The sequence below is a fragment of the Cyanobium sp. ATX-6F1 genome (genome assembly GCF_047395825.1).
In the GTDB taxonomy this organism is placed as follows: domain Bacteria; phylum Cyanobacteriota; class Cyanobacteriia; order PCC-6307; family Cyanobiaceae; genus ATX-6F1.
Genome location: NZ_JBCEBF010000001.1, coordinates 20,521 through 43,733, shown reverse-complemented (window position 1 = coordinate 43,733; position 23,213 = coordinate 20,521). Strand labels below are relative to the sequence as shown.

Annotated in this window: 35 protein-coding genes, 1 tRNA gene and 3 pseudogenes; 13 read left to right on the top strand and 26 right to left on the bottom strand. The window is 68.6% G+C overall.

Annotated features, from left to right (window positions below):
• The first annotated feature begins 114 nt into the window (after positions 1–114).
• Positions 115–954, top strand: coding sequence for a sigma-70 family RNA polymerase sigma factor (locus AAF143_RS00295; protein ID WP_255004890.1), 840 nt, complete (start codon positions 115–117; stop codon positions 952–954).
• A gap of 14 nt (positions 955–968) precedes the next feature.
• Here the strand turns inward: AAF143_RS00295 and AAF143_RS00290 are convergent, their stop codons facing one another.
• Positions 969–1,727 carry a DUF92 domain-containing protein gene (locus AAF143_RS00290; RefSeq protein WP_414026863.1) on the bottom strand — a complete coding sequence of 253 codons (759 nt, stop codon included), beginning with the start codon at positions 1,725–1,727 and terminating at the stop codon, positions 969–971.
• A 104-nt stretch (positions 1,728–1,831) separates the two neighbouring features.
• Here AAF143_RS00290 and AAF143_RS00285 point away from each other — a divergent pair, with 104 nt between their 5' ends.
• From AAF143_RS00285 to AAF143_RS00270, 4 genes and pseudogenes are all read left to right on the top strand, one after another.
• Positions 1,832–2,281: a hypothetical protein gene (locus tag AAF143_RS00285; protein WP_255004886.1), complete on the top strand. Its 450-nt coding sequence runs from the start codon at positions 1,832–1,834 to the stop codon at positions 2,279–2,281.
• A 255-nt stretch (positions 2,282–2,536) separates the two neighbouring features.
• Positions 2,537–4,834 (top strand): annotated as a pseudogene (gene nrdJ, locus AAF143_RS00280) (ribonucleoside-triphosphate reductase, adenosylcobalamin-dependent).
• 65 nt (positions 4,835–4,899) lie between these two features.
• A tRNA-Ser gene (locus AAF143_RS00275) sits at positions 4,900–4,984 on the top strand.
• Between the two features lie 54 nt (positions 4,985–5,038).
• The gene (locus tag AAF143_RS00270; protein ID WP_255004884.1) at positions 5,039–5,407 is read left to right on the top strand and encodes a hypothetical protein; all 369 of its coding nucleotides are present in this window, start codon (positions 5,039–5,041) and stop codon (positions 5,405–5,407) included.
• On the opposite strand, the gene AAF143_RS00265 is transcribed toward AAF143_RS00270, so the two are convergent.
• Both AAF143_RS00265 and AAF143_RS00260 read right to left on the bottom strand, forming a co-directional pair.
• On the bottom strand, positions 5,308–5,751 hold the full coding sequence (locus tag AAF143_RS00265) for a hypothetical protein (RefSeq protein ID WP_414026339.1): 444 nt from the start codon (positions 5,749–5,751) through the stop codon (positions 5,308–5,310). The two genes, AAF143_RS00270 and AAF143_RS00265, sit on opposite strands and share 100 nt — an antisense overlap.
• 155 nt (positions 5,752–5,906) lie before the next feature.
• Positions 5,907–6,989 carry a fatty acid desaturase family protein gene (locus tag AAF143_RS00260; protein ID WP_414026338.1) on the bottom strand — a complete coding sequence of 361 codons (1,083 nt, stop codon included), beginning with the start codon at positions 6,987–6,989 and terminating at the stop codon, positions 5,907–5,909.
• 214 nt (positions 6,990–7,203) lie between these two features.
• Between AAF143_RS00260 and AAF143_RS00255 the strand changes: the two genes are divergently transcribed.
• Entirely contained in the window at positions 7,204–7,350 is a 147-nt protein-coding gene (locus tag AAF143_RS00255) for a chlorophyll a/b-binding protein (RefSeq protein ID WP_255004880.1), read from the top strand.
• Between the two features lie 128 nt (positions 7,351–7,478).
• On the opposite strand, the gene gap is transcribed toward AAF143_RS00255, so the two are convergent.
• The gene (gap, locus tag AAF143_RS00250; protein ID WP_255004879.1) at positions 7,479–8,480 is read right to left on the bottom strand and encodes a type I glyceraldehyde-3-phosphate dehydrogenase; all 1,002 of its coding nucleotides are present in this window, start codon (positions 8,478–8,480) and stop codon (positions 7,479–7,481) included.
• 91 nt (positions 8,481–8,571) lie between these two features.
• Here gap and AAF143_RS00245 point away from each other — a divergent pair, with 91 nt between their 5' ends.
• Positions 8,572–8,703 carry a hypothetical protein gene (locus tag AAF143_RS00245; protein WP_255004871.1) on the top strand — a complete coding sequence of 44 codons (132 nt, stop codon included), beginning with the start codon at positions 8,572–8,574 and terminating at the stop codon, positions 8,701–8,703.
• Positions 8,704–8,771: 68 nt separating this feature from the next.
• Here AAF143_RS00245 and AAF143_RS00240 read toward each other — a convergent pair whose 3' ends face one another.
• The 4 genes from AAF143_RS00240 to AAF143_RS00225 form a co-directional block, all read right to left on the bottom strand.
• The gene (locus AAF143_RS00240; protein WP_414026337.1) at positions 8,772–9,098 is read right to left on the bottom strand and encodes a HupE/UreJ family protein; all 327 of its coding nucleotides are present in this window, start codon (positions 9,096–9,098) and stop codon (positions 8,772–8,774) included.
• Between the two features lie 63 nt (positions 9,099–9,161).
• Positions 9,162–9,314, bottom strand: coding sequence for a hypothetical protein (locus tag AAF143_RS00235; RefSeq protein ID WP_414026336.1), 153 nt, complete (start codon positions 9,312–9,314; stop codon positions 9,162–9,164).
• A gap of 86 nt (positions 9,315–9,400) precedes the next feature.
• Positions 9,401–9,571: a hypothetical protein gene (locus tag AAF143_RS00230; RefSeq protein ID WP_255004868.1), complete on the bottom strand. Its 171-nt coding sequence runs from the start codon at positions 9,569–9,571 to the stop codon at positions 9,401–9,403.
• A gap of 78 nt (positions 9,572–9,649) precedes the next feature.
• Complete coding sequence (locus tag AAF143_RS00225) at positions 9,650–10,039, bottom strand: AbrB family transcriptional regulator (protein WP_255004867.1); 390 nt, start codon at positions 10,037–10,039, stop codon at positions 9,650–9,652.
• 535 nt (positions 10,040–10,574) lie between these two features.
• On the opposite strand from AAF143_RS00225, the gene AAF143_RS00220 reads away from it, so the two are divergent.
• Both AAF143_RS00220 and AAF143_RS00215 read left to right on the top strand, forming a co-directional pair.
• Positions 10,575–11,162, top strand: a complete 588-nt coding sequence (locus tag AAF143_RS00220) for a thermonuclease family protein (RefSeq protein ID WP_255004866.1) — start codon at positions 10,575–10,577, stop codon at positions 11,160–11,162.
• An 81-nt stretch (positions 11,163–11,243) separates the two neighbouring features.
• A complete protein-coding gene (locus tag AAF143_RS00215; protein WP_414026335.1) occupies positions 11,244–11,435 on the top strand; it encodes a hypothetical protein in 192 nt (63 codons plus the stop codon).
• Here the strand turns inward: AAF143_RS00215 and AAF143_RS00210 are convergent.
• From AAF143_RS00210 to AAF143_RS00200, 3 genes are read right to left on the bottom strand one after another with little or no spacing between them, the layout of a single operon-like run.
• Complete coding sequence (locus AAF143_RS00210) at positions 11,393–11,824, bottom strand: hypothetical protein (protein ID WP_255004863.1); 432 nt, start codon at positions 11,822–11,824, stop codon at positions 11,393–11,395. The two genes, AAF143_RS00215 and AAF143_RS00210, sit on opposite strands and share 43 nt — an antisense overlap.
• A 41-nt stretch (positions 11,825–11,865) precedes the next feature.
• Entirely contained in the window at positions 11,866–12,696 is an 831-nt protein-coding gene (locus tag AAF143_RS00205; protein ID WP_414026334.1) for an FAD-dependent oxidoreductase, read from the bottom strand.
• The gene (locus tag AAF143_RS00200; RefSeq protein WP_414026333.1) at positions 12,660–12,971 is read right to left on the bottom strand and encodes an NAD(P)-binding protein; all 312 of its coding nucleotides are present in this window, start codon (positions 12,969–12,971) and stop codon (positions 12,660–12,662) included. The genes AAF143_RS00205 and AAF143_RS00200 overlap by 37 nt, the downstream gene beginning before the upstream one ends.
• 116 nt (positions 12,972–13,087) lie before the next feature.
• On the opposite strand from AAF143_RS00200, the gene AAF143_RS00195 reads away from it, so the two are divergent.
• Both AAF143_RS00195 and AAF143_RS00190 read left to right on the top strand, forming a co-directional pair.
• Complete coding sequence (locus AAF143_RS00195) at positions 13,088–13,930, top strand: Nramp family divalent metal transporter (RefSeq protein WP_414026332.1); 843 nt, start codon at positions 13,088–13,090, stop codon at positions 13,928–13,930.
• Between the two features lie 26 nt (positions 13,931–13,956).
• Positions 13,957–14,373: a divalent metal cation transporter gene (locus AAF143_RS00190; protein WP_414026331.1), complete on the top strand. Its 417-nt coding sequence runs from the start codon at positions 13,957–13,959 to the stop codon at positions 14,371–14,373.
• A gap of 156 nt (positions 14,374–14,529) precedes the next feature.
• On the opposite strand, the gene AAF143_RS00185 is transcribed toward AAF143_RS00190, so the two are convergent.
• The 6 genes and pseudogenes from AAF143_RS00185 to AAF143_RS00160 form a co-directional block, all read right to left on the bottom strand.
• Positions 14,530–14,715: a hypothetical protein gene (locus AAF143_RS00185; RefSeq protein WP_255004857.1), complete on the bottom strand. Its 186-nt coding sequence runs from the start codon at positions 14,713–14,715 to the stop codon at positions 14,530–14,532.
• Positions 14,708–15,034, bottom strand: coding sequence for a hypothetical protein (locus tag AAF143_RS00180; protein ID WP_255004856.1), 327 nt, complete (start codon positions 15,032–15,034; stop codon positions 14,708–14,710). The genes AAF143_RS00185 and AAF143_RS00180 overlap by 8 nt, the downstream gene beginning before the upstream one ends.
• A 53-nt stretch (positions 15,035–15,087) precedes the next feature.
• Positions 15,088–15,911, bottom strand: a pseudogene (gene ppk2, locus AAF143_RS00175) (polyphosphate kinase 2).
• A gap of 254 nt (positions 15,912–16,165) precedes the next feature.
• Complete coding sequence (locus AAF143_RS00170; RefSeq protein ID WP_414026330.1) at positions 16,166–17,089, bottom strand: ATP-binding protein; 924 nt, start codon at positions 17,087–17,089, stop codon at positions 16,166–16,168.
• Positions 17,017–17,505, bottom strand: coding sequence for a hypothetical protein (locus AAF143_RS00165; protein WP_414026920.1), 489 nt, complete (start codon positions 17,503–17,505; stop codon positions 17,017–17,019). Before AAF143_RS00165 ends, AAF143_RS00170 begins: the two co-directional genes overlap by 73 nt.
• Before the next feature lie 13 nt (positions 17,506–17,518).
• A pseudogene (locus tag AAF143_RS00160) lies at positions 17,519–18,230 on the bottom strand (response regulator); the annotation flags it as partial.
• Between the two features lie 144 nt (positions 18,231–18,374).
• On the opposite strand from AAF143_RS00160, the gene AAF143_RS00155 reads away from it, so the two are divergent.
• Entirely contained in the window at positions 18,375–18,911 is a 537-nt protein-coding gene (locus tag AAF143_RS00155) for an EF-hand domain-containing protein (protein ID WP_255004844.1), read from the top strand.
• On the opposite strand, the gene AAF143_RS00150 is transcribed toward AAF143_RS00155, so the two are convergent.
• From AAF143_RS00150 to AAF143_RS00135, 4 genes are all read right to left on the bottom strand, one after another.
• A complete protein-coding gene (locus tag AAF143_RS00150; RefSeq protein ID WP_255004840.1) occupies positions 18,896–19,264 on the bottom strand; it encodes a hypothetical protein in 369 nt (122 codons plus the stop codon). The genes AAF143_RS00155 and AAF143_RS00150 overlap by 16 nt on opposite strands.
• A complete protein-coding gene (locus tag AAF143_RS00145) occupies positions 19,264–19,506 on the bottom strand; it encodes a hypothetical protein (protein ID WP_255004838.1) in 243 nt (80 codons plus the stop codon). Before AAF143_RS00145 ends, AAF143_RS00150 begins: the two co-directional genes overlap by 1 nt.
• Before the next feature lie 161 nt (positions 19,507–19,667).
• On the bottom strand, positions 19,668–20,195 hold the full coding sequence (locus AAF143_RS00140) for a DUF4335 domain-containing protein (RefSeq protein ID WP_414026329.1): 528 nt from the start codon (positions 20,193–20,195) through the stop codon (positions 19,668–19,670).
• A gap of 10 nt (positions 20,196–20,205) precedes the next feature.
• The gene (locus AAF143_RS00135) at positions 20,206–20,775 is read right to left on the bottom strand and encodes a DUF3038 domain-containing protein (RefSeq protein ID WP_255004831.1); all 570 of its coding nucleotides are present in this window, start codon (positions 20,773–20,775) and stop codon (positions 20,206–20,208) included.
• Between the two features lie 36 nt (positions 20,776–20,811).
• Between AAF143_RS00135 and AAF143_RS00130 the strand changes: the two genes are divergently transcribed.
• The gene (locus AAF143_RS00130) at positions 20,812–21,339 is read left to right on the top strand and encodes an adenine phosphoribosyltransferase (protein ID WP_255004830.1); all 528 of its coding nucleotides are present in this window, start codon (positions 20,812–20,814) and stop codon (positions 21,337–21,339) included.
• Between the two features lie 3 nt (positions 21,340–21,342).
• Here the strand turns inward: AAF143_RS00130 and AAF143_RS00125 are convergent, their stop codons facing one another.
• From AAF143_RS00125 to AAF143_RS00105, 5 genes are all read right to left on the bottom strand, one after another.
• Complete coding sequence (locus AAF143_RS00125; protein ID WP_414026862.1) at positions 21,343–21,417, bottom strand: DUF2949 domain-containing protein; 75 nt, start codon at positions 21,415–21,417, stop codon at positions 21,343–21,345.
• Positions 21,396–21,554 (bottom strand): hypothetical protein, encoded by a 159-nt coding sequence (locus tag AAF143_RS00120; protein WP_414026328.1) that lies wholly within the window; start codon positions 21,552–21,554, stop codon positions 21,396–21,398. The genes AAF143_RS00125 and AAF143_RS00120 overlap by 22 nt, the downstream gene beginning before the upstream one ends.
• 215 nt (positions 21,555–21,769) lie before the next feature.
• Positions 21,770–22,309, bottom strand: a complete 540-nt coding sequence (locus AAF143_RS00115; protein ID WP_414026327.1) for an FAD-dependent monooxygenase — start codon at positions 22,307–22,309, stop codon at positions 21,770–21,772.
• Positions 22,228–22,743 (bottom strand): FAD-dependent monooxygenase, encoded by a 516-nt coding sequence (locus AAF143_RS00110; RefSeq protein WP_414026326.1) that lies wholly within the window; start codon positions 22,741–22,743, stop codon positions 22,228–22,230. Before AAF143_RS00110 ends, AAF143_RS00115 begins: the two co-directional genes overlap by 82 nt.
• A gap of 126 nt (positions 22,744–22,869) precedes the next feature.
• Positions 22,870–23,133 carry a high light inducible protein gene (locus tag AAF143_RS00105; protein WP_255004821.1) on the bottom strand — a complete coding sequence of 88 codons (264 nt, stop codon included), beginning with the start codon at positions 23,131–23,133 and terminating at the stop codon, positions 22,870–22,872.
• Positions 23,134–23,213 lie beyond the last annotated feature (80 nt).

Below are 23,213 nucleotides of genomic sequence, written 5' to 3'. Positions count from 1 at the left end.
TCCTCGATCTCCCCCATTTGGGGGAGGCGAATTCCATCGGCCGGGTGAGAACCGCAGGTGCGGGCCAGGGCGACCGTGAAAACACGGACGTTCCGACCCCTCACCGCCCCCGCCATGGCCAGTTCACAACCCCTGCATGCGCTCAACGCCAACCTGCTGCGGGCCTACGGCCGCCAGGGCGACATCAAGGCCCGCAACCGGCTCGTGGAGCTGAACCTGCCGCTGGTGCGCAAGGTGGCCCATCAGGAGAGCCAGCGCACCGATCTGCCCTACGACGATCTGCTCCAGCTGGGTTGCCTGGGGCTGATCCAGTCGATCGAGGCCTTCGATGCCTCCCGTCAGAGCGCCCTGAGCAGCTTTGCGGTCCCCTACATCCGTGGCTCGATCCGCCATTTTCTGCGTGATCGCCACCCGGCCCTGCGCTGCCCGCGGCGCCTGCGGGAACTGCACCAGCGTGGCCAGGCCCTGCAACAGCAGCGCCAACACCGTGGCGAACAGCCCCTGGGGGAGGCGGCCCTGGCGGAAGCGCTGGGATGCAGCGCTGCGCTGTGGCACGAGGCGGTGGCGGTGCACCGGGCCCTGCAGGTGCGCAGCCTCGATGCGCCCTCTGGCGGCGATGGCGGCAGCGGAAGTGGTAGAGGCCGTGGGCTTGGAAGCGGCGACGCGGGGCCGCTCACCGGCCTTGATCAGCTCGCCTCCCTGGGCGATCCAGGGCTTGCCGCCCTCGACGAACGCGCCGAGGAGCGGCCCTTGACTGATTCCCAGCGGGCCCTGCGCCAAAAGCTCGGGCAGATGGACCCCCTGCTGCGCCAGCTGCTGGAGGGGCGCTTGCTCTACGGGGCCAGCTGGCAGGAACTGGGGGAGACCCTGGGCCTGCATGCCCGCATGGCCCGCCGTCGCTTCGAGACTCTGATCGAGGAGCTGCGTCAGGAGCTCCAGCCCGTTCGCGTCTGAGCGCTGGCGAACGCTCAGGCGATCGCCCACGCCTGGGCCATGGTCATGGCCAGCACCGCAGCGATCAGGGTCTGAAGCGCATTCACCAGCTCGTTGCTGAGCCAGCGCAGGCGCGGCTGCAGCGTGGCGCCGATCAGGCTCTCGATCAAGGTGGCCGCCAGGGCCACGGCGCTCACCAGGGCGAAGGCCGCCGCGCCGCTGAGCAGACCCAGGCGCTCCATCACCAGCGCCATCAGCAGCGCTCCCACCAGGCTGGCGGCGGTGCCCTCCAGGCTGATCGCCCCTTCGGTGCCAGGGGGCACCGGGCGCAGGGTGGTGATCGCCACGGTGTGGCGGCCCCAGCGTTTGCCGATCTCACTGCCGAAGGTGTCGGCGAGCTTGGCGGCGAAGCTGGCGGAAAAACCAAGCAGCAGCAGGGGCACCGGCGCCGACGGCAGCACCGTGAGCAGGGCCAGGCTGGCCCCCGTGGCGGCCGACCCCCAGACGTTCTCTGGGCCGCGGCGGCCGCCCCGGGCTTCCGCCAGCCCGGCCGCCTGCTTCTGTTTCAGCCCCAGCCGGGTCACCAGCGAACCCAGGGCCAGGTAGAGCACCACCGCCCACCAGCCCGTCCAGCCCAGGGACCCCAGCAGCAGGGTGCCCAGCACCCCGGCATGGACCCAGCCCGATGGGGTGAGCAGCGGCAGGCGCTGGGCGACGGCGATCAGGGCACCGTTGAGGGCCAGGGCCCAGATCCAGCCCCAGAGGCTGCCGGGCAGGTCCTGGGGGAGTTCGATCAAGGCGCCGCTGCGACCCTCACATGTTGCATGGCCTTAAGGGCCCCGCCCCGGGGCCCTGGCGCGGCGGATAATCGAACCATTCGGCTTGTACGGCTGGCGCCATGGTGTTCGACGTGTTCAAGCGCAAGGGTTTCTTCCTCACCTTTGATGACACCGCGGCCAAGCAGCCAGCCACCGTGGCTCCGGTGGCAGCGGAGCCGGTGAAGCAGGCCCCGGACGCCAAGTCCCCGGCAGCCGTCGTTACCGTCATAACCAAGCCCGCAAAGCTGACCAAGCAGGACGCCCAACAAGGCGGCCCAGCGTCCACGGCTCCCGCCACAGCTGTGGCGGCCGCTGTACCCGCCGAACTCGCCGATGGCACGGTGCTCACCACCGCCGAGGCGATCGCCGCCCAACTGGCCGCCGAGCAGGCCAGCCGCCCGGCCCCCAGCCAGGCCACCTTCGCCCCCGCCAACCTTGCCCCTGGCGGTGCCCTGCCCCGGCGCCGCAAGCGCGGTGGCGCCAACCTGGCCCCCTTCCGCGCCGTCGCCGCCAGCCTGTTCCGTCAGTAGGCCCCTACGGGGAATTTTGACCTTGGGCTTGGGGCGAGGCCGGCCTGGCCCGCGGCAGCTTCTGGCGACCAGCGCCAAGGGAGGCATCCGGTATGGGCTCGGCGCATCCGGCGCTCCCGTCGCCGTTGACACCAACCACGCTGCCTCTGGTGCTTGCGTTCGCTTGCAGCCCCCACCGGTGGCGTTAAGGTGCCGCCACCCACCACGCCGCAGCCCTCCGTGACCCTGTCCGCCACGCCCCCCACCACGGCTGATCTGACCCGCCTGGCGGGCCTGGTGGACCCGGATTTCCCGGTCACCGCCCCGGCGGCGAACCCGGTGTTTTATCGCACCTACAGCCGCAAGACCCCCAGCGGCCGCGAGAGCTGGCACCAGGTGAGCGAGCGCAACCTTGAGGGCCTGCGCAGGCTTGGGGATCTCAACGCCGATGAGGTGGCGTTGCTGCGGCGCATGCAGCAGCGTCAGAAGGCCCTGCCCTCGGGCCGCTGGCTGTGGATCGGCGGCACCGAGTGGATCGAGCAGACCCAGAACTTCTCCGGCGCCTACAACTGCACCTCCACCAACCTGATCGACTGGGAAGCCTTCGCCCTGATGATGGATCTGGCGATGATGGGCTGCGGCACCGGCGCCATCATTGAGCCGCGCCTGATCGAGCGCCTGCCGGCGGTGCGCAACCAGCTGGTGATCTCCGGCGTCACCGACATCGGCGCCACCCCGGCCCAGCTGCGCCAGGAGGCCACCACCCACCGGATCGACGGCCAGCGCGTCGCCATCAAGGTGGGCGACACCCGCGGTGGCTGGGTGGAGAGCTACCGGCTGCTGCTGGAGCTGTGCAGCGACGAGCGCTTTGACGCCGGCGCGCCGATCGAGGTGAGTGTGGATCTCTCCGATGTGCGCCCGGTGGGGGAAACCCTCAAGGGCTTCGGCGGAATGGCCAACCCGGTGAAACTCAAAGACCTCTACGGCCGCGTCGCCAGCCTGCTCAACAAGGCGATCGGCCGTCAGCTCACCTCCGTGGAGTGCTGCCTGCTGATCGATGAGGCCGCGGTCACGATCGTGGCGGGCAACATCCGCCGCAGCGCCGGCATGCGCCAGTTCGCCGCCGATGACACCGCCGCCTCCACCGCCAAGGACAACCTCTGGCAGCAGGACAGCGAGGGCAACTGGCGCATCGACCCGGAGCGCGATGCGTTGCGCATGGCCAACCACACCCGCGTCTTCCACACCCGGCCGGACCGCGAGACGGTGCTGCAGGCGGTGATCAAGCAGTTCCAGTCGGGGGAAGGGGCGATCCAGTTCGCCCCCGAGGCGATCGCCCGCTCCAATGCCGATCTGCTCTCCACCGCCGAGCTGCGCAGTGAATTCATCGACCTCTACGTGGATCAGGGCCGGGAGGAGGCCGGCCGCTGGCTGCAGCTGAACCACCCGGAGATCGGCGCGGCCGAGCTGGAGCACCGGCTCAACCGCTACGGCCTCAACCCCTGCGGCGAGATCCTCGGCGCTGACTTCCACTGCAACCTGGCCGAAATCCACCTCAACCAGATCGACCCGGCCGATCTGCAGGCCCAGGAGGATGCCTTCCGCGCCGCCGGTCTGGCGGTGGCCTGCCTGCTCAACCACCGCTTCGAGGTGGAGCGCTACCGCCAGAGCCGCGCCTGGGATCCGATTGTGGGGGTGAGCTTCACCGGCCTGTTCGACTTCTTCGTGCATGCCTTCGGCACCCCTGGCTGAAGTGGTGGGAGGAGGGCCGCCCGGAAACCGCCGAAGGCCAGTCGTTCAAGGCCCAAGAAGCCGTCTTCCTCTCCCGTTGGAAGACCTTCGTGAACGAGGCGGTGTGGGACTACTGCGACCGCCACGGCCTGCGCCGTCCCAACCGCTGCACCACCGTGCAGCCCGCCGGCACCAAGAGCCTGCTCACCGGGGCCTCCCCGGCTGGCACCCCCCAAGGCCCAGCGCTTCATTCGCCGCATCACCTTCCGCAAGAACGATCCGGTGGCCCTGGCCTGCCTCGACTACGGCTATTCGATCGTGCCGTCGCAATCCGACAAAGACGAGAACGGCCGCCTGCTGGATGATCCCTTTGATCCCCGCTGCACCGAGTGGTTGGTGGAGATCCCGACGGAGGTGAGCTGGGCCAACATCCCCGGTGCCGATGCGGTGGAGATCAACAACTTCTCAGCCCTCGCCCAGTTCGATTTCTACATGCAGGTGCAGAAGCACTACACCGCCCACAACACCTCCGCCACCGTGGAGTTCCGCGAGAGCGAGATCGAGCCCCTGGCCGACGCCATCCACAGGGCGATCGATGACGGCGAGGGCTACATCTCCGCCGCCCTGCTGGCACGCTTCGATGCCAACGCCACCTTCCCCCGCCTGCCATTTGAGCCGATCGATCACACCACCTACCTGCGCCTGCTGGAGGAGGTCAAGGCCCGCCGTCAGGGTGACGACTTCTTTGAAGCCCTGCAGCGCTACGACGGCGCTGAACTGATGGAGGCCGGTCCCGCTGGCTGTGACTCCGATAAGTGCCTGTTGCCCCTGGCCAAGCCCTGACGGGCCAGGGGTCTCGCCAGAGGGGGTTCCGTGGGACCATGGTGAAGGCGCCCCATGGGCACCAGGGAGAGGTGGTCGAGTGGTTGATGGCTCTGGTCTTGAAAACCAGCGAAGTGAAAGCTTCCGTGGGTTCGAATCCCACCCTCTCCGTTCTCTCCATCACCGCAGAATCCATTTGATCCGAAGGCCTCGCAGGCTCTCGCCATGGTGAACACCCGCCGCCGACCCCGCTGGATCATTGCCTCGATCGCCCTTGGGGCTGTGCTGGTGGCGGCGCTGGTGCTGACGATCCAGCATCAGCAACAGGAACGCCGGCGCGCCCAGTGCTTAGAGCAGCGCAAGGCCCTGGGCAGCTTCAAGACCGGCGTGCTCGATGCCCGCATCGCCGAGATGCGCCAGATCCGCCTCAACCCCAGCCAGGCCCAGGCCCTGCGCGAGACGGACGTGAAGGCCTTCATCAACTATTCCGCTCTCTACGGCCAGAAGGTGGAGGCGGCGGCCGCCGCCAGCGAACGCTTGGCGGAACTGGCCAGCGCCTTCGGCGCCTCGGGCTGCCTGGAACTCAAGCGGTGAGATCGGCCCCAGGGCGGCCGGATCAGCGCGTCAAAGGCCTGGCGCCGTTGGTGCCGGTGGCAGCGGTTGGAGGGGGCGTCCATCACCGGATGCTCGATGGCCTCGCGCAGCAACTCCCGTTCCAGGGAGGTGACCCGCATGGCCTTGAGGCAGTACTTGCAGCCGCCGGTGGTCTGCAGATGCTTCTCCGGTGTGATCGAGATTTCTTTGACCGGATGGTTGCGGCAGCGGATCTTGATTGGTGATTTGTAACTGCGGTAGTTGATCGACGCGTAGTCGTAGGCGTCGCCGAAACGAATCCGTGCCCGATCGAGGAACAGCTCATGGCTGATTGGATTCCCCATGCCTGCGCTGCGTCGGGCGTGCCGTTCGAAGGCCAATCCTAGGGAGAGGGCGCCGGTCGAGGTCCCCTCGCGATCCATCCTTCAGAACTCTTTGCCCCATCTCAGGCTTGGCCCAGGTAGCCCTTCAACCCCAGGCCAGCTGTTCTGATGCGCCCTCAGGCCGGATCGCCAGAAGAGGCTGGTGACCGCCCTGAGCTGATGTGAAGGTCGGGGAGGGTCACCGCCCCACGGCCATCACTGCCCACCAGCGTTGTGGCATCGCGATAGAGACGGGGGGTTGCCATCAACAACGACCAGGCCCTCCTTCCGCCAACGAGTTGGTAGCTCTCGCCGTAGTTTTCGATCAGCAATTGACGCACCAAGGGGTAGTGGCTGGAGTCGAGATCTGGGAACAGATGGTGTTCGGTGTGGTGGGAGAAGTTCAGGTGCAGCAGGTCGAGCCATTGGGGCATCTGCAGCGAGAGGCTGTTGTCCAGCGGGTCGTTCACCTCCGAGAGCGGACAGAGCATGTGGTTGGTGAAGATGTAGGCGATCGCCACCCCATAGCCGATCCAGATCGGCAGGAAGTAGCCCAGCAGCAGCTTGAGGGGATTGAGATCCAGCCACAGCAGCACCCCCAGATGCAGCAGGGCGATCAGCGCCAATTCCAGACCGATGGCACGGCGCTCCCGGTGGCTGACTCGAAAACCTGCTGGGCCCTGACTGCTGCCGTCGTTGCGCAGCAGAACGGAAAGCAGCAGGCGCAGGTTGTGCACGCCCCAGGAGCTGGAGAGTCCCACCACCAACCAGGGCCAGCTCACCTGCTGGGAGGGCACGAAGAGATCCTGGATGCCCTTACCCCAGCTCTGAGGTTGGCTTTCCAGATAGCCACGGTCTGGATCCGCCAGGGCGTTGGTGTGGCCGTGGTGTTCCCGGTTGTGCACCGCCTGCCAGAGGCTGGGCGGCATCCAGAGCATGGCCAACCCCGCCAGGCCCACCAACCTCCTCCAGGCGCGACCCTTGAGGCTGCGGCCATGGAGCAGGTCGTGGGTGGAAAACAACAGCACCACCACGCTGTTGCCCATCACCAGGGCAAAGGGCAGGAACGCCAACCGGGCGAGGGCGGGCCACTGATCGAGCCGATCGGCCATCACCCAACCCAGGGCCAGGATCGCCAGGTTGATCGCCACCAGTCCCAGACGGTCGGGGTTGGTGCTAAAGGCGCTGGCGGGCAGTCGTGGACGCAGCGCCCTGGCCACGGCGGCCTGGGGGAAAGCGCTTCGGCTGGAGCGGTTTTGGGCGGAGAAACGTTGGGAGAGAGGGGTTGTGGGGCCAGGGACGGAGTGGTGATCGGGGGCGCTGCCATGCCTGACCACTGCAGCACAGCGGCGCCTGGAACCGCTTTGGGCGAGTTATGCGCCGATCGCTTCAAGATGCGTTACATTTAGTTGAGTTCCTTCACACTTGCCACCCATGACCACCTCCACCGAATCCCGCTTCGGCTTCGTCGCTTTCGCTGAAACCTGGAACGGCCGTCTGGCCATGCTCGGATTCGTGATTGGCCTAGGCACCGAGCTGCTCACCGGCCAGGGCATCCTGTCCCAGATCGGCCTCGGCTGATCCCTCGGCATAAGCCATTGGTCCCTGGCCTGGCCAGGGACTGTCAAGCTTGATCCACCAAGACCCGGCCGGTTCACCCAGCCGGTTTTTTGGTGGAAGCGCCTCGGGCCCCAAAGCTGCAGCTGGCCCTAGCTGTGGCTGGCCATGTGCTGGATCAGGTCGAGGCACTTGCTGGAGTAGCCCCACTCGTTGTCGTACCAGGACACCACCTTCACGAAGGTGTCGGTGAGGGCGATGCCGGCCTTGGCATCGAACACCGAGGTGCGCGGATCACCGAGGAAATCGGTGGAGACCACTTCGTCCTCGGTGTAGCCCAGCACTCCTTTCATCGGGCCTTCGGAAGCGGCCTTCATCGCCGCCTTGATCTGCTCGTAGCTGGCGGGTCGCTCCAGGTTCACGGTGAGATCCACCACCGAGACGGTGGGGGTGGGCACGCGGAAGGCCATGCCGGTGAGCTTACCGTTGAGCTCTGGGATCACCTTGCCCACCGCCTTGGCCGCGCCGGTGGAGGAGGGAATGATGTTCTGGGCGGCGCCGCGCCCGCCGCGCCAGTCCTTCACCGAAGGACCATCGACGGTCTTCTGGGTGGCGGTGGTGGCATGCACGGTCGTCATCAGCCCATCACGGATGCCGAAGCTGTCGTTGAGCACCTTGGCGATCGGCGCCAGGCAGTTGGTGGTGCAGGAGGCGTTCGAGACGATGTCCTGGCCGGCGTAGCTGCTGTGGTTGACCCCGACCACGAACATCGGCGTGTCGTCCTTGGAGGGGGCTGAGATCACCACGCGACGGGCACCGGCGTCGATGTGGGCCCGGGCCTTCTCATCGGTGAGGAAGAGGCCGGTGGCTTCGAGCACGTACTCGGCGCCGATCGCCCCCCAGTTGAGACTGCGGGGGTCGCGTTCGGAGCTCAGCCGGATCGTGCGGCCGTTCACCACCAGGTGTCCGTTCTCAACGGTCACCTCGCCCTGGAAGCGCCCATGGGTGGAGTCGTGGAGCAACAGGTAGGCGATGTAGTCGGGCTCAATCAGATCGTTGATGCCCACCACCTCGAAGCCCTCGAGCTGGCTGGCCCGGCGGAACACCAGACGGCCGATCCGTCCAAAGCCGTTGATGCCGATCTTGATGGTCAAGGCCGCTGCTCCCGTTCATTCAGGCATCGGGCGAACTTAGGACGCAGGCTCAGGTGAGGGCCTAATCTGCGCACCATTCAGCCCAGCGGCCATGCGCAACCTGCTCAGCCTTTCCCTGGCGTTGCTGGCCATGCTCCAGGCCGGTGCCGCTTTCTCCTGCGAGAAGCACCTGCACGGTCACCAGAACAACTCAGACACCAACAGCGAAGCCAGCCAGCGCTGAAGCGCTGGCTCAGGTCCCGGCGCCCCCGGCCAGCAGGCCCAGGGGTCCGAAGGCCAGCACGGCACCGATCAACAGGAAGGCCACGGCGGCCCAGCGGGTCCAGACCAGGGAAGCTTGCGCAGGATCAGATAGCTGGCACCACTCACCAGCACCGAGCTCACCAGGGCACCCGTCCACCAGAGCAGTGTGCTGCCGTCTTTCGGTGATTCACCGCCATGGAGCAGGCCGTGGATGCCCACCGCCGCGGCCACCACCACCCCCACCCAGGGGCTGGTGGGATCGATCAGACGGCCGGTGGCCAGGATCAGCAGCCCCACCGAGGAGATCGCCAGGGCCGCCAGCAGCTCGCCGGCGGGCAGCACCATGCCGGCCGCACCGAGGATCGCCCCCAGCACCGCCCCCCAGGGCCCAGATCAGCAGTCGCGCGGAGATGAACGAAGCGGCGGCTCCCACCGAGATCAACAGGAACAGATGGTCGAGGCCAAACAGGGGTGGCCCAGGCCGGCCAGCACACCGCCGTGGACACCACCGTGGGCCTGGGCCGGCAGGGTGCCCAGAAGAACCGCTGAAGCCGTCGCCACCGAGGCGAGGACCGCTGCACTGCGTTTCATCGGCGAAAACCCGTCAATTTCTGGCGTCATCCTGGCATCGACGGCCCTGGCTGGCACTGTTCAAGCTGAACTCCGGACCGGTCCGCCTACGTCTTCAGCGGGCCGTTCACGGCCAGCTCAAACGGCACCACTGCCTTTGGCAGCATCAACAGCGTGCTCACCAGGGCGGCGAGGTCGTCGCTCTGGGTCATCGCCTCGGGGGCGACCACCCGACCGATGCCACGGCTGGCCCCGCTGGTCAGCAGGGTGCGGCTCACTGGGATGGCTTGATGGGCATCAGCTTGCCCGTTCCGGGCTTAACGCCGCTGGACGGGCGACGCTTTGGACGCCTTCACTCAGCCCTCGTTTTCAGCCTCATGGACGCCATCACCCTCGACGACACCGAGGGGCACCAGAAGGATCTGATGCTTGCCGAGCTTGATCTCGAAATCATCCCCGGGCAGCAGACCCAGCAGGTTGGTGTAGGCCTTGCCCACCATCAGATTGCCGTTGAATTGCACTTTGGTCTGGTAGGTGAGCCGGCGCCTGCCGCCCTTGCGGGACCCGTTTCGGGCGCTCAGATCAAGGCCCTTGGCCTCCAGCAGGGCCTCGTAGAAGGCCGTGAAATGGAGCCGTTCACTGCCGTCCTTCAAGGTTGTGACGTAGCCGGAAGCACGTACAAGTTCGGACTTGCTGGCCTCTGAGAGGTCCTTGACAACACCTAAGAGTTCGTCACCAAAAAGCATCGCTCCATTCCAACTTATGTCCTCAATCTATGGGTCTGACGGCGGATGAAGCCCTTTGATTGCCGCAGATGCGCTGCAGGTAGAAGGGTTACATTTCTCCCTGATTTCGCTTCATTCGCTGCGATTGTTGACCTGATTTCACCCAACGCACGCTGCGATCCCGAGCACGATCGGCCCAGGCAGACACCACCGGCCGCCGCAGGAATCGAGCAGCCGTCCAGAGGGTGTCCTCTCCATCAAAGGCTCCTGGTCACGGCGTGAGCGCCTCAGGGTCGGTTGCTCCTGAGCCCCTGCAAGGGCGGGGGCCTGGCCTGCGCCCGGAGGCGTGCGGCGGGCGTGGGTTGAGCGCAGATTCAGATCGCTCGATGGTCCCAAGGGCCACCCCTACGCTCGGAGCGCTGCCCCGGGCTCCCTTGCGTCTGCTCCAACTGCATCGGCTCCACCCCCGTTGGGGCCACGGCGGTTGGCCCTAAAGCTTTTGCATGGTGATCTGTGGGCAGGCTGGCGGCGCTCCGGTCGGCGGATCACAGCACCGATGCTGCTCGCGCTGAGCCTGATCCAGCCCCTGGCGGTCGCCGCCCAACCGGCCTCGGCACCGACTGGCCCAGCGCCCACGGCTGCCCCAGCACCCACCGCTGGCCCGGTTCCCATAGGCGTTCCCCCGCTCAGCTCGCGGCCGGTGACCTACGGCGCCACGGTGCTGAAGGTGGAGAACGGCCAGGTGCTGCTGGTGCGGATCGGCGCCCAGGAGCGGCGGGTGCGCCTGGCTTGCGTGCAGGCCCCGCGCCCGGCGCAGGAGCCCTGGGCCACCCAGGCCGGGGAGGCTCTGCAACGCCGTGTGCCCCTGGGCAGCCCGGTGCAGATCAGCCTGCGCGCCCGTGACGTGTTCGGCCGCCTGGTGGCCGTGGTGCGGCTGAATGGCCGCGATGTTGCCCCGTCACTGCTGCGCCAGGGGGCGCTGTTCGCCTTCGACGGCTACCTGGGCCAGTGCGCCGACCTCGGCTATCCCCGCCTCGAGCGGGAGGCGCGCCAGTCGCGGCAGGGGGTTTGGAGCGTTGCCGGCGGCATCGAGCGCCCCTGGAACCTGTTGGCCCGCCAGGGCGACTCCGTCGAGGAGCCCTGAACCAGCGGGGCACAAACAGCAGCCGATCGGACAGACTCAGCACTCCGTAGACGGTTGGATGCCGTCACTTCCCACCACGCCATGGGCTACGAACCGGGTACGAACGAATGTCGGCTGCTGATCGACACCAAGGAGCAGATCGAAGGGGCCCTGATGAACCTGGCTCGGCTCGATGACACCGACGAACTGCGCCTGCAACTGGTGGCGATCTACAACCAGCTCGAAGCGCTTCACGACGAGCGCCGCGCCAAGGCCCAGGAGCTCACCGCCTGAGCCGCTTCGCCGCGGCGCATGGGCTGGAAGCGTGCGATGAACCGCTCCAGCTCCATCGGCCCGCAGCACCGCCGCCAGGCCGGTGGCTCGCCGCTGCAACGCCAGGCCGTGATCCTCAGGGGCCAGCGGCCACCGTGGCGGTGGACCACCAGGTAGCGGTAGTCCGCCTGGCGGCAGGCCTCTGGACTGCTGAGTGGATCGGCCCGCTGCTCCTGGCGCAGCAACTGGCTGAGCAGGGCTGTCGGGGGCGATCCAGCCTCCAGGGCGCTGCGCCGGGCCCGCTCCAGCCGGGCCGCCGTGCCCGACGGACTCCCCTGGTGGGGCACCACCAGATGCACCGGGCCCCAACCGGGAAAGCCAAGGAATGAATAGACGGCGGAGCTGAACACGGGCGGGTCAACGGGGGCCCCTTACCAGTGCCCCGGCCGTATCAGCGGCTGCGAATAGCTCGGCTGCGACCCGTGCGGTTGCTCACCTCGCGGCTGGCGGCCTGGTAGCGGTGCACCACCGGCAGGCGCTCGGCATCGAAGGCCGCCAGGGCGGCGCGCCAGGCCCCCGGGGCGGCGTTCAGCTGCCGGGCCAAGGCTTCGGAGTCCTCGAAACCGGCGGTCATGCCCCGGGCCTGGGAGGAGCTCATGGCGTGGGCCGCATCTCCGATCAGCGCCACCCGATCGATCACCAGCGACGGCAGGGGGTCGATGTCGTGGGTGTAGCCCGCCACCACGGCCTCCGGGGCGGTGGCGGCGATCACGGCCGCCGCATCGGCCGGAAGCTTGGCGAGGGCCTCGGCGGGGATCGGCTCCGCCAGCCGGCTGCGGCGTTCGCCGCGCTCGCTCGGGAGGGGTTCTTCGTTGAAGAAGCCCCAGTGGGTGCGGCCGCGGCCATCGGCGCCCGGACCGAGATCAAAGAAATTGGCGTAGATGCCCCGGCCCCGGGCGTAGACGAAGAATTCCCCGTCGGCGCAGAACCTGTCGTCGCTGACGACCCCCCGCCAGACCCGATCGCCGAGGTAATTGAGCCGCCGCTGCGGCTGCACCAGCGGGGCCAGGGCGGAGTAGAGGCCGTCGCCGCCCACCAGCAGATCGCCGCTCCAGCGGCTTCCGTCCGCGAAGAGCGCAGTCACACCTTCGCAGTCCTGCTCGACCCCCACCAGCTCGGCCAGGGGCTGGAAATCCGCCGGATCGAAGGCGTCCCAGAGCGCTTCGAGGATGGCGCTGCGATGGATCAGCAGCGCCGGCAGCGCTCCGGGTTCGCGTTCCACCGGACTGCGCTCGATCTCGCCCCCTTGAGGTTGCGGAACACGTAGCGGTTGACCGGCTGGCCCGCCGCCAGCAGGGCGTTCAGCAGGCCGGGAACGCCCCCGGCCGCGATCGCCTCCACCCCCGCCTTCACCAGCAGAATCCCGCAACCAGCGGTGCGGGCGCTGGCCGCCTTCTCGAACAGGCTCACCCGGTGGCCGGCCCGCTGCAGCAGCACCGCCAGGTAGAGCCCGGCGGTGCCGGCGCCGACGATGCCGATCCGAAGCGCCGCTGCCATCTCGCTCTGCCCAAGGCCCCCGGAACTCTGAACCAGATGGTGTCAGGCCGAGGTGAGAACCGACACGAGCGGGCAGGCCCACCTCTAGGTTTGCCCCAGCGTCAACGCCATGGTCGTTGGGGGAGTCGACCGTGCAGCGGGTGACCATTCCTGCCGGTGCGCCGCGCTTTCAGGTGTTCCTGCGGGTGCTGGGGCCCGCCTACCTGGTGGCCGTGGGCTACATGGACCCGGGGAACTGGGCCACCGATCTGGCGGCCGGCTCCAGCTACGGCTACGCCCTGCTCTGGGTGGTGGCGCTTTCAAGCCTGATGGCGATGGTGCTCCAGTCGCTCTGCTGCCGGCTGGGCCTCGCCACGGGCCTGGATCTGGCCCAGGCCTGCCGCCGCTACCTGCCGGAACGCACGCGCCTGCCGCTCTGGCTGCTGGCGGAGGTGGCGATCGTCGCCTGCGATCTGGCCGAACTGGTGGGCACGGCCATCGCCCTGAAGTTGCTGTTCGGATTGCCCCTGCCCTGGGGGGTCGCTCTGACGGTGGTCGACACCCTGCTGCTGCTGGCCCTGCAGGGGTTCGGGGTCCGGCGTTTGGAGGCCCTGGTGATCTCCCTGGTGCTGCTGGTGGGGGGCTGTTTCGCCGTGGAACTGCTGCTGCTTCAACCCCACTGGCCCGCCGTGGCCCAGGGGTTCCTGCCCCGGGCCGGGAGCCTGCGGGACGGGGCCCAGCTTTACCTGGCAGCCGGGATCCTCGGGGCCACCGTCATGCCCCACAACCTCTATCTGCATTCGTCTCTGGTGCAGTCACGCCAGTGGCCGGAGCAGCCCCGCGCCCGCCACCGGGCCCTGCGCTACGCCAACCTCGATTCCCTGATCGCCCTGAGCTTCGCGTTCCTGGTTAACGCTTCGATCCTGATCCTGGCGGCGGGCACGTTCCATGGCCGTGGCCTGCCCCCGTCACCGACCTGAGCGAGGCCTACCGGCTGCTCACCCCGTTGCTCGGCACCTCCCTGGCCAGTGTGCTGTTCGGGGTAGCCCTGCTGGCGGCGGGTCAGAGCTCCACGCTCACCGGCACCCTGGCGGGTCAGGTGGTGATGGAGGGGTTCCTGGATCTGCGCCTGCCCGATTGGCAGCGGCGCCTGATCACCCGTGGCCTGGCCCTGGTGCCGGCGCTGGCCACGGTGCTCTGGCTGGGGGATGAGGCCACCGTGGCTCTGCTGGTGCTCAGCCAGGTGGTGCTCAGCCTGCAGTTGCCCTTCGCGGTGATCCCGCTGGTGTGGCTGTGCGGCAAGGGCCAGGCCATGGGCGATCTGCGCACGCCCCGCTGGCTGCAGGGGGTGGGCTGGGGCTGCGCCGCGCTGATCGTGGTGATCAACCTCTCGCTGCTGCTGCAGCTGGCGGGCTGGATTTAGGCTCCCCGCAGCACGGGTGCGCGGCGATGGCTTTCGACAACGACCGGCGCCCGCCCTGGCTGAACTGGGTCATCCTCGGGATCTTTCTCTGGTCGTCCTGGCAGCTGGCGGGCTTCTGGTTCCACCAGTTGAACTGAGCGGAATGCGTTCACCGGCTCAGGGCTGGCGAGGGGCGGACAGGTTGAACGGGGGCACCGGCGCCGGGGCGACCATGCGGTTGCGGCTGGAGAGCTTCCAGGTCATGGCGATGAACGGCGACCAGACGAAGGCCGCCACCAGCACCCCGAAGATCAGCTTCAGCGCCAGGCGGCGATCGGGCCGCTGGCGCGTCTGTTCAGCCAAGGGGTTCTTCGCCCCCGCCCTGGGCCGCGTGCCCGCTGAGGCGCTCCAGCAGCAGGGCCAGGGCCAGCTCCCGGTTGACGCCGTAGCGCTCGGCCACGGCGATCCAGCGCTCGGCCGCCTGGCCCACCGCTTCAAGCTCTGGCGCCCCGGCCCGCAGGGCCTGAAAGGCCTCGATCAGCTCCGGCCGCCCGGCCAGGGAGGGGTCGTCGCAGACGATCACCTGGCGGCCATCGCTGGTGGTGTAGATCAGGGCGCCATCCGGTCCCAGGAGCGGTGCCGTGGCCGGCAGTGGCAGGTCATCGTCGCTGGAGAAGACCATGGCGCTCAGGGGTAGGGCCGATCACGGGTAGGCCAGGTCATGGATAGGCCAGGTCACGGGTAGGCATTGGGCACGAAGAACTGCTCGTTCATCGGGGGCGCTGGTACCCCTTGGCACTCTTGCGCGGCGGCAGCTCGATCGCCGGAGGCGTCATGTCCTGGTACGGAATCTTGCTGAGCAGGTGGCGGATGCAGTTGAGCCGCGCCCGGCGCTTGTCATCGGCCTCCACCGTGAACCAGGGGGCCTCGGGGATGTTGGTGTGGGCGAACATGGCGTCCTTGGCCTTGGAGAACTCCACCCAGCGGTCCCTGGATTCCAGGTCCATCGGGCTCAGCTTCCAGCGGCGGGTCGGGTCCTCGATGCGGGAGCGGAAGCGCGCCTCCTGCTCCTCGTCGCTGACCGAGAACCAGTACTTGAGCAGCACGATGCCGGAGCGCACCAGCATGCGCTCGAACTCCGGGCAGGAGAACAGGAACTCATCCACCTGCTGCTCGGTGCAGAAGCCCATCACCCGCTCCACGCCGGCGCGGTTATACCAGCTGCGATCGAAGATCACGATCTCGCCGGCGGTGGGGAAGTTCTCCACGTAGCGCTGGAAGTACCACTGACCGCGTTCCTGATCGGAAGGGGTGCCCAGGGCCACCACCTGACAGCCGCGGGGGTTCAGCGGTTCGGTGATGCGCTTGATCGTGCCCCCCTTGCCGGCCGCGTCGCGGCCTTCGAAGAGCACCATCAGGCGGAAGCCGGTGGCCTTCACCCAGTACTGCATCTTGACCAGCTCCTCCTGGAGGCTGGATAGCTCCTTCTCGTAGTACTTGCGATCAAGCTTTCCATTGCCCGACTCCGGCCGACTGCCATTGGCCAGATCCTCCAACAGGGCGGAGGGGTAATAGCGATCCGTGAATTTCCCCAGACGGGGGATCGGTGGCGGCGGTGAGCCGCTTTTCTTCTTGTTTTTAGTCTTTTCTTTGCCTTGTGCCTTCTTTACCTTCTTGTCCTTGCCGGATCGCTCCCCAGGAGTGGCTGAAGGATGTTCGTTTGATGTCTCGGCCATGGCGTTACGGGTGGGTCTTACCTGACGACAGCCTGCCGACTCTGACCGTTTTTGGCCCGGCGTCTGCGTCGGTGGCGTCAGTTGGCGCTGATCGGGGGCTCCGGCGGCTGCCAGCGGCCGCTGAGGCTGACGCAGAAGCCACCGCCCTCGCGCACGTCGCCCTGGCGGAACCCCAGCTGGCCGCCATGGGCCTGGGCCACCCGCGCCGCGATCGCCAGCCCGAGGCCGCAGTGGCCCTGGCCGCCCCGGGCCTGATCCAGCCGCTGAAAGGGCATCAGGGCCTGCTCCCGGAGCGCCTCGGGGATGCCCGCCCCCTGGTCCCACACCTGCAGCTCGAAGCCGTCTTCCGCTGCCTCGATCAGCTTCAGCCGCACCGGTGGCTGGCCGTAGCTGAAGGCGTTGTCGATCAGGTTGGCGACGGCGCGGCTGAGGGCGGTGGGCTGAACCGTGGCCCGCAGCGGCGTGAGCGCCAGGATCAGGGGTGGATCGTCGTACTGGGCCGCCAGTTCCGCCAGCAGCTCATCGAGGGGCAACTCCACCAAGGCCTCACCGCTGCCGCCGCCGGCGAACAGCAGGAACTGGCGGGTGATGCGCTCGAGCGAATCGAGGTCGGCCTCCGCCTTCTGCCGCCCGGGGCCATGGAGCGCTTCCCCGCCCACGGACAGCCGCAGCCGCAGCCGCGTCAGCGGTGATTTGAGGTCGTGGGCGATGCCGGCGAGCATCGTGGCCCGTTCGCGGTCGCTGCAATCCAGGCGCTCGAGCATCGCGTTGAAGTGCTGGGCCAGCCGGCGCACCTCCTTGGCCCCGCTCTGGGGCAGCGGCGGCGGCTGCCGGTCCACCCCCACCCGGGCCAGGGCGCGCTCCAGTTGCTGCAGGGGTTGCTGCACATCCAGCAGCAGGAACAGGCCCCCCGCCAGCAGGCTGCCGCTCACCAGCGAGAGGCTGAGCAGCAGGGGATCGGGGGGAAGCTCAGGGGCGGGCGGATCGCGGCGAACAGCCACACGGGTTCCAACGGGGAGACCAGCTCGATCCAGGCCCCGGGCACCCGGCCGCCGCCGGCCACCACCCGCGGGCAGTGGGGCAGGTGGAGGCAGAGTTCCCGGCGCAGGCGCAGGGCGCGATCGATCTGCAGGCCATCGCCGCTGAGCACGACGCCATCGGGCACGGGGGCCGCCAGGGAGCCCTCAGCCAGTTCGAGGCCGCTGAGCTGGGCGACGACCACCGGCGGAAAGCGCTCCAGGGCCAGCTCGCTCAGGCGGATGTTCTGGGCCACATCAGGCCCCATCTCGACGATCTGGGCCCGTTCCAGCTGACTGCCCAGCAGCCCCTGGAGCACCATCAATGTGGCGCCCCAGCCGCCCACGAAGTAGGCCGCGAGCCGCAGCGGCAGGGCTCCCGTCAGCCGCGATCCCGCCATGGTCAGTGGCTGCGGGGGTGCCGTCGGGAACGAACACGTAGCCGTAGCCCCAGACCGTCTGCAGGTAGCGGGGGCGGCTGGGATCCGGCTCGATCAGCTTGCGCACACGCGAGACCTGCACATCCATGCTGCGGCTGTCGGTGTCACTGGAGGGGCCCCGGGCCAGCTCGATCAGCCGCTCCCGGGACAGGGGCCGCTGGGGGTGCTGCACGAAGGCGGCCAGCAGGCTGAATTCACCGCTGGTGATCGTCACCGGCACGCCGGCACATTCCAGCGAGCGGGCCGCCAGATCGAGGCGATTGTCTCCGAAGCTCACAATTTCCCCACCGGCGACGGGGCCCCCGCCGGCACGGCCCCGCGGCGGCGCATCACGGCTTCGATGCGGGCGGTGAGCTCCCGGGGCAGGAACGGTTTGGCCAGGTAGTCGTCGGCGCCCTGCTCCAGGCCGATGATCCGGTCCACGGCCTCCCCCGGGCGGTGAGCATCACCACCGGCAGGTCGTCGGCGTTGTCGCGCAGGCGGCGCAGCACGGTGAGGCCGTCTTCGCCGGGCATCATCAGATCGAGCACCACCAGGTCGGGGCGCTGGAAATCGAGACGGGCCAGCAGTTGGGCCCCGTCACTGAGGCAGCGCACCTCGTAGCCCTGCTCCCCCAGGTAGGTGCCGAGCAGCTGGCGCAGCTCGGGATCGTCATCCACCACCCAGATCGTGTGGGGTCGGCTCATGGGGATGGGGGCAGTGGCAGCTGCCCTGAACTGTATGGAGCCCAGGGGCTCAGGCCAGTCCCAGTCGGATCCGGTCACAGATGCGGGGGCCCCGAAAGGCCCTGGGCCAGGGACAATTTGATCATTGGTCCATAGTCTGAATCGATGCCGCAGCGGGACCAGGGGGTGAAGGGTGCGCCGGGGAGCAGAGGCGCGATCGCCGCCGCCGCGGTGCTGCTCGTGGCGTTGTCTCTGGCCGGGCCACAGGCGTTGTCGCTGGTTCCGGCGGTGCGGGCCCAGGAACTTGGGGATCTGCAGCGTTACCAAAAGCGGCTCGAAAAGCTGTTCCGCAAGCTCGACAGCAACGGCGATGGCCGGCTCAGCCCCGAGGAGGCCCGCGGCCGCCCGTTCCTGGAATCCAATTTCCAGCGCTTTGATCAGGGCAGCAAGGGCTACCTGCTGCGGCCGGATCTGACCCCGCCCCCGGGCCAGGGCCATTTCCTCGGTGAACGCCTGCGCCAGGCCTTCCAGCGGGCCGACCGCAACCTCGACGGGCGCCTTTGCGGCGCTGAGGTGTCGGCGCTCCCCTGGTTGCAGCTGAATTTCGCCCAGGCCGAACGCAACGGTGACGGCTGCGTGAGCCTGGAGGAACTCTGGATCCTGCGGCGCTCGCTTTCGCCCCGTCCTCAGCGGGACGATTGAGCCTTGCGGGCCGGCCAGAAGGCGCGCACGATCCGCACCAGACCGATCACCACCAGGGCCAGGGCCGTCAGGGCGAGGGCCACCAGCAGCAGCACCCCAAGCAGTTGCAGCAGGCCGCTGCCCAGCAGGGTGAGGCCGGTGAGCAGGTTGCCGATCGCCTTGCTCACCAGCAGCAGGGTGTCGAGGCGCTCCGGCAGCTTCAGGAGCGCCAGCAGCAGACCGGTGCCGGCGGCGGCCAGCAGCAGGCCCACGGCGAACTGTTTGGGGCGACTGGTGCGCTTGCGCCTGCGGTAGACGTCCCTGGAGGGCTGAGCGGTGCGGGCGAGGCGCAGGTGTCGCTTGGGTTCGTTCATCACTCCAGGGCGAAACCGGCGCCGCGCATCCAGCGCTCGAACTCGATCAACACCAGTTCGTTGGGGCAGTCCACCAGGCTCAGGCAGCCGACGGTGCAGTCCCCCTGGCCGCCGTGGTGCAGCGAGAGCTGGAAGTTCTTGCCGCTGAGGCCACAGACCTCAGGATCACTGCGCACGACCACATCGAGGCTGGCCCCCAACCGGGTGACCCGGCGCCGCAGTTCCGACCAGCTCATGGTCATGGGAGCCTGTCTTGAACGGTGTGCGCATCAATCATCAGTGTGACGGGGCACTGGCTGACGTCAACGGGCCTGGCGTCAACAGGCCTGGCGTCAACGGGTTTTCTCAACCGGAAGCGGCGGGGCGGGCGCGGGGGCAGCGCCGGGGCGCGGCGGCGGCACCATCAGTGCCAGGGAGGCGGTGAGCGCCACCGCGGCGGCTCCGCAGAGGGGGCCGCCAGCCGCTGGGCCAGGGGCGTCCGCACCAGCAGTTCCCGGCGTTTGAGCGGCTGGGCGGCCGGCAGGCCGAGGGGCAGTTGCACACGCCAGTCGAGGCGTGCCTGATCGAGGCAGCTGACCAGATCAGCCAGCTCGGCGTCATCGAGCTGCAGATCGAGGGGCTCGGTGTTGGGTTGGCTGCTGCGCAGCAGCAGCCGGTGGCCCGTGCCCCGCGGTTCGATCGTGACCGGGCTCGTGGCGGGCCCGAAGGCCTTGGGGACATCGCTGACCAGGTGCCGCGCGTAGGGCAACACCACCTCGATCAGGGCCACCAGGTGGTCGCGCTTGCCCTCCAGCTCCGGCCGCCCCGCCAGGGTGAGCGTCCAGCCGGTGAGGATGCCCAGCACCTGCTCGCCCTGGCCGATCGAGACGTCCGGCAGGCCCTCCAGCTGCAGCCGGGCGCTGATCTGTTCGTAGCGGTAGGTGAGCTTCATGCCGGCGCGATCAGGCGGGGGCGTCCAGGAGGCTGGCCCGGAGCCGCTCGAACCCTCCCACACCGGCGGTCAGCGAGAGGGCGCGCACCAGCTGGCGGGAGAGCTGGGGGCCATCGTCGGGATGGAGCAGCCGCTGCACGGCGCCGCGGCGCAGGTTGAGCCGCTCGGCTACCAGATCGCTCAGCCGCGCCTGGAACAGGGCCCAGCGCTCGGCGGTGACGGGTTCGGGTTCGGCACTGGAGAGCAACTGACGCAGCATCGGGTAGAGGCGCTCGGCCATGGCGCAGAGGATGCGGATCAGGGCGTCGCTTTCCAGCGGAGCCAGCTGACCGCGGCGGGTGGCCCGGCGCAGGGGGTTGGTGCAGCGCCGCTTCCAGAGCTCGACGCGGTTCGGGAACAGCTCAGCGAATCCGAGTTGCTGGCTCATCCAGACCATCGCCTCGCCGCCGTTGAGGTCGAGGGCTTCGACGCAGAGCAGCAGCAGATCCAGGCGCTCCAGCCCCCGGCGGGGCAGGGGGCTGGCGGCTTCGCTGGCCGGCCCGCTGGAGGAGGTGGCGGGGAGGGAGGTGATATCGGGCATGGCTGCGATGATGCCAGCGCTCCAGGCGATCCGTCAGTGCCTCCTGTTGATCTGCGTCAGCTGGTCCGTGACATTCCCGATTTTCCCAAGCCCGGGATCCTGTTCCGCGATCTCACCCCCTTGATGCGCGATCCGGAGGGTTGGCAGGAGGTGGTGCGCCAGCTGGGGGCGATCTGTGAGCGGTTGCAGCCGGATCTGATCGTGGGGATCGAATCCCGCGGCTTCATCGTGGGCACCGCCCTGGCCACGGCCGTGCGCCTGGGGTTCGTGCCCGTGCGCAAGCCCGGCAAGCTTCCTGGGCTGGTGCTTGGCCTCGACTACGCATTGGAGTACGGCAGCGACCGCCTGGAGATCCAGCACGACGCCCTCGCTGATGGGGCCAAGGTTCTGATCGTGGACGATTTGCTAGCCACCGGCGGCACCGCCCGTGCCTGCGCCCAGCTGGTGGAGCAGGCGGGTGGGGCCCTGGTGGGCTTCGGCTTCGTGGCCGAGCTGGCGGCGCTCCAGGGGCGCTCGCGCCTGCCGGAGCAGCAGCCCGTGGAGTCGTTGATCGTCTACGACTGAGCTTTAGGTCTGGATGTCCTGCCAGGCGAGCACCTGGTCGAGTTGCTCCAGGTTGATCAGCCCGAAGCGCCAGAGCACCACCGGCAGGGGGCCTGCTCCAGCTGGGCCTGCTTGACCCCGAGGCCCAGGGCGTTGTCGCTCAGCCCCAGTTCCCGGCCCAGGTAACGCACCAGGTCTGATGAGGGGATCGGTTGGGGGGCGGTGCTGATCACCATGGCCGCTTCCGCAGGGTGGGTTGGGGCACTCTTCGTGGTCTCACTCTGACCAGGGGAGCAGGCGACGGCAAGGGCCGAAGGTCATCAGGCCCAACAAGGCGGCCCGCAGGAACCCCCAGCGCCCCAGGGCGGCCAGCGCCAGCTGCCGCAGGGCCCGGGCCGGGGGAAGCGATTGGAGAACAGGCGCACGAGCAGATCGGTGGCCAGCAGGGTGATCAGCAGATCGCCCCAGCGGCGGAAGGCGTAGGCGGCCCCGAGGCGCCGGGGGAAAGACGCCCGCGGCTCACCCGCAGCGCCTGGCGCCGCAGCTCGGCCACATCGCGCCAACAGAGGTTGAGCCCCTGGCCGCCCACGGGATGGCAGCGGTGGGCCGTCTCCCCCACCAGCAGGGCGCTGCCGCGATGCAGGCGCCGGGCCAGCTCCAGGGCCACCGGGTAGGCGCGGGGCCGATCGAGCAGCGTGTCCACTTGGATCGTGTTGGGCAGCACCCCGGCGAGGGCCTCAAGGAAGGCCACCGGATCGAGGCTTTCCAGCCGGCGCAGGCGCTCGGCCGGGGCACTCCAGACCAGCTGGAAGGTGTCGCCCCCCAGGGGCAGCACGGCGAAGGGCCCCTCGGGGCGGAACAGCTCCCAGGCCTGGTCGGGGGCGCAGCCCCGCAGGCGCACCTTCACGGTCAGGCAGCCCTGGCGGTAGGGGAGGCTCCAGTGGCCGATGCCCAGGGCGCTGCGGGTGCTGGAGCCGCCGCCGTCGGCCACGACCGTGAGGTCGGGGGCTCGGGGGCGCCTGTGGAGATCGCCGTGATGTTGCTCCCCAGCTGCAGGTCCACGGCCGGATGGGCGGCCAGGCGCTCAAGCAGCAGGGTCATCAGGGGGCCGTGATCCAGCACCCAGCCCACCGCCTCATCGGGCCGCTGGGAGCGTTGGCGGCCCAGGTCGGCGGTGGAGAAAGGTACCCGCTGCCCCGAGGAAAGGTCGCAGAGTTCCAGCTGGCGGAACGGCACCAGATCGGGGCCGAGGGCCTCCCAGAGCTGGCACTGCTGCAGAAGGTCCTGGCTGGAGTGGTTGAGGGCGTAGGCGCGGCTACGGGCCTTGAGCGGCCCAGTGCCCAGGGGATCGAGCAGCTGAACCCGCCAGCCCGCCTGGGCCAGCACCAGGGCGGCGAGGGCGCCGGTGGGCCCAGCGCCGACCACCCGGGCCAGGGGGAGTGGGCATGGAGATCGGTGCTGGCCACTGGAAAAGGGATGGCCAGAAAAATGATGGCCACAAAAAAGCCGCAGCAGGAGTCTGCTGCGGCGTGGAAACCGTCCAGGAAGGGATCAGCCGAGGCCGAGCAGACCGCGGGTGAAGGACTCACCGCCGAGGGCGAATTCAGTGGCCAGCAGGGCGATGAAGCCGAGCATGGCCATGCGGCCGTTGAGCTTCTCAGCACGCTCATGGAAGCCCCAGCCGCTTTCCACCGAGACGACTTCCATCCTGGGCTCGGTGGCGAAGGCGTTGAGGCGGCCGCCGTCTTCGGTGGTGACGGTGGCGCCGCGGATGGTGGCGCGTTGCTCAGCGGTGGGGGCGGCGGAAGCAGTCATGGGCCGATCGGTGTTGGTATGCGCAAATTGTAACGCAATGTTGCGTCAGGTCACAGAGTGTGAAATCCGGCCCGGCTGGC

Bases quoted from the DNA above. Each gene is read 5' to 3' on its own strand.
- AAF143_RS00105 (WP_255004821.1), bottom strand. From the start codon at position 23,133: ATGACTGCTTCCGCCGCCCCCACCGCTGAGCAACGCGCCACCATCCGC.
- AAF143_RS00155 (WP_255004844.1), top strand. From the start codon at position 18,375: ATGCCGCAGCGGGACCAGGGGGTGAAGGGTGCGCCGGGGAGCAGAGGC.
- AAF143_RS00120 (WP_414026328.1), bottom strand. From the start codon at position 21,554: ATGGTGATCAGCACCGCCCCCCAACCGATCCCCTCATCAGACCTGGTG.
- AAF143_RS00265 (WP_414026339.1), bottom strand. From the start codon at position 5,751: ATGGGGAATCCAATCAGCCATGAGCTGTTCCTCGATCGGGCACGGATT.
- AAF143_RS00235 (WP_414026336.1), bottom strand. From the start codon at position 9,314: ATGAAACGCAGTGCAGCGGTCCTCGCCTCGGTGGCGACGGCTTCAGCG.
- AAF143_RS00165 (WP_414026920.1), bottom strand. From the start codon at position 17,505: ATGGCGGGATCGCGGCTGACGGGAGCCCTGCCGCTGCGGCTCGCGGCC.
- AAF143_RS00145 (WP_255004838.1), bottom strand. From the start codon at position 19,506: ATGACCATGAGCTGGTCGGAACTGCGGCGCCGGGTCACCCGGTTGGGG.
- AAF143_RS00255 (WP_255004880.1), top strand. From the start codon at position 7,204: ATGACCACCTCCACCGAATCCCGCTTCGGCTTCGTCGCTTTCGCTGAA.
- AAF143_RS00180 (WP_255004856.1), bottom strand. From the start codon at position 15,034: ATGGTCTTCTCCAGCGACGATGACCTGCCACTGCCGGCCACGGCACCG.
- AAF143_RS00245 (WP_255004871.1), top strand. From the start codon at position 8,572: ATGCGCAACCTGCTCAGCCTTTCCCTGGCGTTGCTGGCCATGCTCCAG.
- AAF143_RS00295 (WP_255004890.1), top strand. From the start codon at position 115: ATGGCCAGTTCACAACCCCTGCATGCGCTCAACGCCAACCTGCTGCGG.
- AAF143_RS00220 (WP_255004866.1), top strand. From the start codon at position 10,575: ATGCTGCTCGCGCTGAGCCTGATCCAGCCCCTGGCGGTCGCCGCCCAA.
- AAF143_RS00225 (WP_255004867.1), bottom strand. From the start codon at position 10,039: ATGCTTTTTGGTGACGAACTCTTAGGTGTTGTCAAGGACCTCTCAGAG.
- AAF143_RS00135 (WP_255004831.1), bottom strand. From the start codon at position 20,775: ATGCCCGATATCACCTCCCTCCCCGCCACCTCCTCCAGCGGGCCGGCC.
- AAF143_RS00140 (WP_414026329.1), bottom strand. From the start codon at position 20,195: ATGAAGCTCACCTACCGCTACGAACAGATCAGCGCCCGGCTGCAGCTG.
- AAF143_RS00200 (WP_414026333.1), bottom strand. From the start codon at position 12,971: ATGGCAGCGGCGCTTCGGATCGGCATCGTCGGCGCCGGCACCGCCGGG.
- AAF143_RS00270 (WP_255004884.1), top strand. From the start codon at position 5,039: ATGGTGAACACCCGCCGCCGACCCCGCTGGATCATTGCCTCGATCGCC.
- AAF143_RS00285 (WP_255004886.1), top strand. From the start codon at position 1,832: ATGGTGTTCGACGTGTTCAAGCGCAAGGGTTTCTTCCTCACCTTTGAT.
- AAF143_RS00215 (WP_414026335.1), top strand. From the start codon at position 11,244: ATGGGCTACGAACCGGGTACGAACGAATGTCGGCTGCTGATCGACACC.
- AAF143_RS00150 (WP_255004840.1), bottom strand. From the start codon at position 19,264: ATGAACGAACCCAAGCGACACCTGCGCCTCGCCCGCACCGCTCAGCCC.